The following is an 8,171-nucleotide window of genomic DNA, read 5'->3' on the forward strand; positions in this document are numbered from 1 at the left end:
CGAAACACTAACCGAGATGTGGAGGGCCCGGAACTGCTTTAAGTTTCTTTTGGATAAATGACGGACAGCGTTCCAGGAAACGCTCCGAAAAGCGGAGCAGGCTTAGCAATCTGGCCGAATTGTCGATAACGTCGAGCCTGTGACGACTAACTCGCGAACCAGTGCCGTGTCCAAGCAAAAGCCGAAGGCCCTGATCACGGAGGGCCTGCACTTTGGCCGTTTTCCGATCACCGCCGTGCAGCCCGTGGTCGAAGGCGGTAAGTTCCCTGCCAAAGCCGTTGTGGGCGAGACCCTGGTGGTGGGCGCCACGGCATTCCGTGAAGGCCACGACCAGCTCGGCGTGAGCGCCGTCCTGCTCGATCCCCGCGGCAAGGAACGCCAGCGCGTCCGCCTGGCCCCGCCCCGCGGCAACCGCGGCAAGGGAACCGACCGGTGGGAAGGGACGCTGACCCCCACCGCCACGGGCAACTGGTCCTTCGTGATCGAGGCATGGCACGACCGCTACGGCACCTGGCACCACAATGCCGAAGTCAAAGTGGAAGCCGGCATCGACGTCGAGCTGATGCTGGCCGAGGGGGCAGCCCTGCTTACCGAAGCCTCCGAGGACCCGTCCCGCCCCTCCGCCGACCGCCGGACGCTGCGGATGGCCGTCGTCGGGCTTAACAACGCCGGCACAACCGTCGAGGAGCGCCTCGCCGCCGGGTTCAGCCCGGAGGTCGCCGCCGTCGTCGCCCGCCAGCCGATCCGCGAACTGGTCACCGTCTCGGACAGGTACCCCCTGCTCGTCGAACGCGAGCTCGCCGGCCGCGGCTCCTGGTACGAGTTCTTCCCCCGGTCCGAGGGCGCCGTCCGCGACGCCGCGACCGGCGAGTGGACCTCGGGCACCTTCCGGACCGCAGCCAAGCGGCTCGACGCCGTCGCGGACATGGGCTTCGACATCATCTACATGCCCCCGATCCACCCGATCGGGGTCCAGCACCGCAAGGGCCCGAACAACACCCTGCTGGCGGGCCCGCACGATCCGGGTTCCCCGTGGGCCATCGGCGCCAAGGAGGGCGGCCACGACGCCATCCACCCGGACCTGGGCACCTTTGAAGACTTCGACGCGTTCGTCGCGCGGGCCGGGGAGCTGGGGCTGGAAGTTGCCCTCGACCTGGCGCTGCAGGCCGCGCCGGACCACCCGTGGGTCGAACGCCACCCGGAGTGGTTCACCACCCGGGTTGACGGCAGCATCGCCTACGCAGAGAACCCGCCGAAGAAGTACCAGGACATCTTCCCGCTCAACTTTGATAATGACCCCGCAGGCCTGTCCAACGAGATCCTGCGTATTGTCCTCCTCTGGGTCAGCCATGGGGTGAAGATTTTCCGCGTCGACAACCCGCACACCAAGCCGGTGTGGTTCTGGGAGTGGCTGATTGCCAAGGTCAACAAGAAGCACCCCGACGTCGTCTTCCTCGCCGAGGCGTTCACCCGCCCGGCCATGATGCACGCGCTGGGCCGCGCCGGGTTCCAGCAGTCCTACACGTACTTCACCTGGCGGAACACCAAGGAGGAACTGGAGGAGTACTTCCAGGAGGTCAGCCATGAGTCCCCGGCCTACTTCCGGCCCAACTTCTTCGTCAACACCCCGGACATCCTCACCGAGTTCCTGCAGTACGGCGGGCCGCCCGCGTTCAAGATCCGGGCCGCGCTGGCCGCCACGGCCAGCCCCATCTGGGGCGTCTACGCCGGGTTCGAACTCTACGAACACGTGGCCCGGCCCGGGGCCGAGGAGTACATCGACAACGAGAAGTTCGAGTACAAGGCCCGGGACTGGGACGCCGCGAACGAATCCGGCCGGACGCTGGCGCCGTACCTGACCCGGCTCAACGAGATCCGGCGCGCCCACCCCGCCCTGGGCGACCTGCAAAACCTGACGGTGCACCAGAGCACGGACAACGCCACCGTGGTCTATTCAAAGCACAAGACCCTCCCGGACGGCACGAAGGACACCCTGATCATCGTGGTCAACGTGGATCCGCACGGCATCCGGGAGAGCACCGTGACCCTGGATCTCGCGGCACTGGAGCTGGATCCGGCGGACCTGACGCACAACGGCCGGTTTATGGTGGATGACCTGCTGTCCGGCGAGAGCTGGGAGTGGGGCGAGTACAACTACGTTCGACTGGACGCCCACGTAGAACCCGCACACATTCTTAGCATCCGGAGGTCGAACGCGTGAGTTTCAGCCCGACGAACCCCAACCAGCACTTCAGCCCGAAAGGGACCTTTGAACTGAACGCGCCAGGCCTCCAGCACGACCCCCACTGGTACCGCAAGGCGGTGTTTTACGAGGTGCTGGTCCGGGGGTTCGCGGACGGAAATGGCGACGGTTCCGGCGACTTCCACGGCCTGATCGAGAAGCTGGACTACCTGCAGTGGCTCGGCGTCGACTGCCTCTGGCTCCCGCCGTTCTTCCAGTCCCCGCTGCGGGACGGCGGCTACGACATCTCGGACTACAACTCGGTGCTGGACGAATTCGGTACCATCAGCGACTTCAAGCGCCTCGTCGCGGAGGCGCACGCCCGCGGCGTGCGGGTGATCATCGACCTGCCGCTGAACCACACCTCCGACCAGCATCCGTGGTTCCAGGAATCGCGCAAGGACCCGGACGGGCCGTTCGGGGACTTTTATGTCTGGAGCGACACGGACGAGAAATACGAAGACGCGCGCATCATCTTCGTGGACACCGAGGAGTCCAACTGGACCTTCGACCCCATCCGGCGCCAGTTCTTCTGGCACCGCTTCTTCAGCCACCAGCCGGACCTCAACTTCGAGAATCCCAAAGTCATCGACGCCCTTTTCGACGTCGTCCGGTTCTGGCTGGACCAGGGCATTGACGGTTTCCGCGCGGACGCCATCCCGTACCTGTACGAGGAGGAGGGCACGAACTGCGAGAACCTGCCGCAGACGCACGAGTTCCTGCGCAAGCTGCGCAAAATGGTGGACGAGAGCTACCCGGGCCGCGTGATCATTGCCGAGGCCAACCAGCCGCCGGCCGAGGTGGTGGAGTACTTCGGCAGCGAGGAGGAGCCGGAATGCCATATGGCGTTCCACTTCCCGATCATGCCGCGGCTCTACTACGCGCTGCGGGACCAGAAAGCGGCGCCCATCATCGAGACGATGAAGGACACCCCCGACATTCCCGACGGCGCCCAGTGGGGCACCTTCTTGCGCAACCATGACGAGCTGACCCTCGAAATGGTCACCGCCGACGAGCGCGCCGCCATGCTCGGCTGGTACGCGCCGGACCCGCGCATGCGCGCCAACATCGGTATCCGGCGCCGGCTGGCGCCGCTGCTGGACAATTCCCGCTCCGAGATCGAACTCATCAACGCCCTGCTGCTCTCCCTGCCCGGCAGCCCGTTCCTGTACTACGGCGACGAGATCGGCATGGGGGACAACATCTGGCTCGAGGACCGCGACGCCGTCCGCACCCCGATGCAATGGAACCCGGACCGCAACGCCGGGTTCTCCAATGCAGACCCCGGCAAGTTGTACCTTCCGGTGATCCAGTCGCTGGTTTACAACTACAGCATGGCCAATGTCGAAGCAGAAGCAGCCCACTCGGGTTCGCTGCTGCGCTGGACCCGCCAGATCCTCAGCGTCCGGAAGAACCACCCCGCCTTCGGCCTCGGCGGCTTCGAACACGTTGAGGCTGACCACGACGTCGTCCTGGCCTACCTGCGCGAACTCAAGGAAGGCAACACCGCGGGGGAGGACAGCGAAACCATCCTGTGCGCCTTCAACCTGTCGCAGCACCCGGTGGCCACCACGCTGCGGGTGCCGCGGTTCGCCGGCCGCGGGCTCCGCGACGTGTTCGGCGGGCAGGCGTTCCCCGCGATCTCGGACGACGGAACCCTGACCCTGACCCTGGGCAGCCACGACTTCTTCTGGCTGCGGATCCGCTCGGCCGGCTCCAACCCGGCGTCGCCCCACACACAGGCCATGCCGATCCTGTCCATCGAAGGCTGAGATGACCCGACCAACCCTTACCCCTGCCCTGAGCGGACTGCTGGGCGGCTGGCTCCCGCACCAGCGCTGGTTCCCGGTCAAGAGCGCCGCTTTCAGCTTTGAACCGGCCGGCGCACTGAGCCTGGCAGGCGGTTCCGGGGACGCCGCCGCGGCGGCCGACTTCCAGGTCCTGCTGCTGGCCGTCAGCTACCCGACGCCGGACGGCTCACGGACCGACATCGTGCAGGTCCCCCTCAGCGTCCGCCCCGCGCCCCTGGCCGGGGCGGAGGCGGCGCTGATAGGACAGCTGTCCGTGCCCGGCCCCGCCGCGTCCCCGGGAGCGGACGCCGCTGAAGCGCCCGGCGCCCGCTGGGTCTACGACGGCGTCCACGACCCTGCCTTCATCGCGGCGTGGCTGGAACTGATGCGCACCGGCGGCACCACCCCGACCGGGAACGCTGCCGGGCACCTCGTTGAGTCCGGCTACGTCCTGCCGCAGGCCACCGGCGTCGTCAAGGTCCTTTCCGGCGAACAATCCAACAGCTCGGTGATCGTCGACGACGGCGGGTCGGCCGCGATCCTGAAGTTCTTCCGGGTGCTTTCGGCCGGACAGAACCCGGAGGTCGAAATCGGGGCCGCCCTCACCGCCGGGCGCACCCATGAGGTGCCGGCCACCCTTGGCTGGGTCAGCGGGGAGTGGCAGGCCCCGGACGCGGAGCAGCATGCCGGCCCCGCGCGCGGTGAACTGGCGGTGGCCCACGAGTTCCTCGCCGGCGGGCTCGACGCCTGGCGCCTGGCCGTCGACGCGGCAAGCCGCGGCCAGGGGTTCACCGCCGAGGCACACGCGCTCGGCGCCGCCACGGCCACCGTGCACCGCCGCCTGGCCCAGGCCCTCGGCGTGACCTCTGAATCCGAGCCGGGCTCAGACATCGCGCCCGGAGTCGCCCAGCGGGTCCGGCAGTCCTGGGCCCAGGCCGGCGCCGCCGTCGGGCCGTACGGCGAAGCGCTGGACAGCCTCCTTGGGCGCCTCGAAGGCAGCAGCGCCGGTCCCCTGCAGCGGATCCATGGAGACCTGCACCTGGGCCAGATCCTGCAGGTTCCGGGCGGGCCCGGGACGGTACCGCGCTGGGCCATCCTCGATTTTGAGGGGGAGCCGCTGCGGCCGATATCGGAGCGGAACTTCCCGGACGTCCCCCTGCGCGACGTGGTGGGCATGCTGCGGTCCTTCGACTACGCCGCCGGCGCGGCCGTCCGCGAGCAGCCGGACGCCGCCGTCCCGGAAACCTGGGTCGATGACTGCGCCGAGGCCTTCCTCGCCGGCTATGCGGAAGTCATCCCCGGCAGCATCGACCGGAACGCGCCGCTCTTCGTGGCGCTGTGGCTCGACAAAGCACTTTATGAAGTCATCTATGAACTACGGAACAGGCCGGACTGGCTCTCCATTCCGGTCCAGGCATCACGTCGTCTCCTCGGCAGTACAGGTTCCGGCGTCCCCGCCGAAGCCGCAGCGGAAGGTATCAAAATGACAGGCTCAGCACGTATCGATCGACCCGGAAGTCCACTGCCGGTGGACGCGGACACCCTGGCGAGGGTCGGCGCCGGCGAACACCATGCGCCGCACTCCGTCCTGGGCGCCCACCTCGATGACCACGGACACGTCACCATCCGCACGGTCAAGCACCTCGCCGAAGCTGTCTCGGTCGTGACCGCTGCCGGGACTTTCCCCATGACGCATGAGTCCGCCGGCGTCTGGGTGGCAGTGCTGGAGCCCGAGACGGAGGGCCACGTGCCGGACTACCGGCTGGAAGTGACCTACGAGGGCCAGGCGCCGCAGCCGGCCGATGACCCCTACCGTTACCTGCCCACCATCGGTGAACTGGACCTGCACCTCATTGGGGAGGGCCGGCATGAGCGGCTGTGGGATGTCCTCGGCGCCCACGTCCAGCACTACAAGTCCGTGCTCGGCGACGTCGACGGAGTGTCCTTCGCCGTGTGGGCTCCGAACGCCCAGGCGGTCCGGGTCAAGGGCGACTTCAACGGCTGGGACGGCCGGCAGTCCTCGATGCGTTCGCTGGGATCCTCCGGAGTCTGGGAACTCTTCATCCCGGGTGTTGTAGCAGGGGCGTGCTACAAGTTCGAGATCCGGACCAAGCACGGCCACTGGGTGGAAAAAGCCGATCCGCTGGCCTTCGGCACGGAGGTCCCGCCGCTGACGGCGTCACGCGTGGTGGAACCCTCCTACGCTTTCAAGGACGCGGAGTGGATGGAAGCCCGCGCCGGACGGGACCCGCACAACGCGCCGATGAGTGTGTACGAGGTACACCTGGGCTCCTGGCGGGTGGGCCTCAGCTACCGGGAACTGGCCAGGGAACTGGTGGACTACGTCAAATGGCTCGGCTTCACCCACGTGGAGTTCATGCCCGTCGCGGAGCACCCGTTCGGCGGGTCGTGGGGCTACCAGGTCACCTCCTATTTCGCCCCGACGTCGCGCTTCGGCCATCCCGACGAGTTCCGCTACCTCGTGGACGAACTCCACCAGGCGGGCATCGGCGTGCTGCTCGACTGGGTGCCGGCGCACTTCCCCAAGGACGAGTGGGCGCTGGCCCGCTTCGACGGCGAGCCCCTGTACGAGCACGCCGACCCGAACCTGGGCGAACACCCGGACTGGGGAACGCTGATCTTCGACTTCGGCCGCAGCGAAGTCCGCAACTTCCTGGTCGCCAACGCGCTGTACTGGCTGGATGAATTCCACATCGACGGCCTGCGCGTGGACGCTGTCGCCTCGATGTTGTACCTGGACTACTCCCGTGAAGAGGGGCAGTGGCAGCCGAACCGCTTCGGCGGCCGGGAAAACCTGGAAGCCATCTCCTTCCTGCAGGAAGTCAACGCCACCGTCTACAAGACCCATCCCGGAGCGGTCATGATCGCCGAGGAATCGACGGCGTTCCCGGGTGTCACGGCGCCCACCAGCCAGGGCGGGCTGGGCTTCGGGATCAAATGGAACATGGGCTGGATGCACGACTCGCTCAAGTACATCGCCGAAGACCCGTTCAACCGCCGGTGGCACCACGGCACCATCACGTTCTCCATGGTGTACGCCTACACGGAGAACTTCCTGCTGCCCATCAGCCACGACGAAGTGGTGCACGGCAAGGGGTCGATGCTGCGCAAGATGCCCGGGGACCGCTGGCAGCAGCTGGCCAACCTCCGTGCTTTCCTCGGCTACCAGTGGGCGCACCCGGGCAAGCAGCTGATCTTCATGGGCACCGAATTCGGCCAGGAGGCCGAATGGTCCGAGCAGCACGGACTGGACTGGTGGCTGGCCGACATCCCGGCGCACCGCGGAATGCAGCTCCTCACCAAGGACCTCAACGAGCTGTACAGCTCCACCCCGGCGCTGTACGAACGGGACAACGACCCCGCCGGCTTCCAGTGGATCAACGGCGGCGACGCCGACCGGAACGTCCTGACCTTCATCCGCCGGGATGCCGAAGGCAACCCGCTGGTGTGCGCCTTCAACTTCTCCGGTGCACCGCACGCGGACTTCCGGCTCGGTGTCCCCGCCACGGGGGAGTGGGAGGAAGTGCTGAACACCGACGCCGACGCGTACGGGGGGTCCGGTGTACTGAACGGCGGGCCGTTGACCGCGACGGAAGTCGACACCGACGGCCAGCCGGCCACTCTCACCGTCACGCTCCCTCCGCTGGGCGCGGCGTACTTCAAGCCGGTGGGGTGATCCCCGCCCGGGTGCTCCAGCCCGGTGCCATTGCCGGTGCCATTGGTTAACGTGGCTGGTTAGCCCGGCCGAGCTCCGCCCCAAGGCCCGGAATCCCCGTGATTCCGGGCTTTTTGGCGTCCCGCGGGAGGCCGCCCCGGGGCGCCTTTGTCACCAGGGCAAAGTGGTGGTAGAGTTTATTTCCGCGCTGCTCCCCGGAGTTGATCGGCCACAAAGACCCCAAGCCTCACGGCGAGATGGAGTCGGGACGCCGAATTGACAAGGGTGAAGCGGCCGGGTAAGTTAGAAAAGTTGCTCCGGAGCGATCCGCGACCTGGTTTGGTTGTGGTGGTGCCGGGTGTGTCTGTTGTTTGAGAACTCAATAGTGTGCCAAGTTTGTTGATACCAATTGTTTATTGATTGGTTGTTTTGGCTGTGTTGTCCACCCCGTGGATGGCATGGT

At 66.9% G+C, this 8,171-nt stretch carries 3 protein-coding genes; all 3 read left to right on the forward strand.

Translation table 11 applies throughout. From position 1 onward, the window contains the following. Positions 1-139 precede the first annotated feature (139 nt). The 3 genes from ACTWQD_RS04070 to ACTWQD_RS04080 are packed head-to-tail and all read left to right on the forward strand — an operon-like array spanning position 140 to position 7,729. Entirely contained in the window at positions 140-2,221 is a 2,082-nt protein-coding gene (locus ACTWQD_RS04070; RefSeq protein WP_443194885.1) for an alpha-1,4-glucan--maltose-1-phosphate maltosyltransferase, read from the forward strand. Then, positions 2,218-4,014 carry a maltose alpha-D-glucosyltransferase gene (gene treS / locus ACTWQD_RS04075; protein WP_443194886.1) on the forward strand — a complete coding sequence of 599 codons (1,797 nt, stop codon included), beginning with the start codon at positions 2,218-2,220 and terminating at the stop codon, positions 4,012-4,014. Before ACTWQD_RS04070 ends, treS begins: the two co-directional genes overlap by 4 nt. Position 4,015: 1 nt before the next feature. Then, complete coding sequence (locus ACTWQD_RS04080) at positions 4,016-7,729, forward strand: 1,4-alpha-glucan branching enzyme (protein ID WP_443194887.1); 3,714 nt, start codon at positions 4,016-4,018, stop codon at positions 7,727-7,729. The last annotated feature ends 442 nt before the right edge of the window (positions 7,730-8,171 follow it).

It is taken from the genome of Pseudarthrobacter sp. 1C304, assembly GCF_052245515.1.
In the GTDB taxonomy this organism is placed as follows: domain Bacteria; phylum Actinomycetota; class Actinomycetes; order Actinomycetales; family Micrococcaceae; genus Arthrobacter.

What these genes read in the sequence shown, in the direction of transcription:
- ACTWQD_RS04080 (WP_443194887.1), top strand. Translation starts at nt 4,016, where the DNA reads ATGACCCGACCAACCCTTACCCCTGCCCTGAGCGGACTGCTGGGCGGC.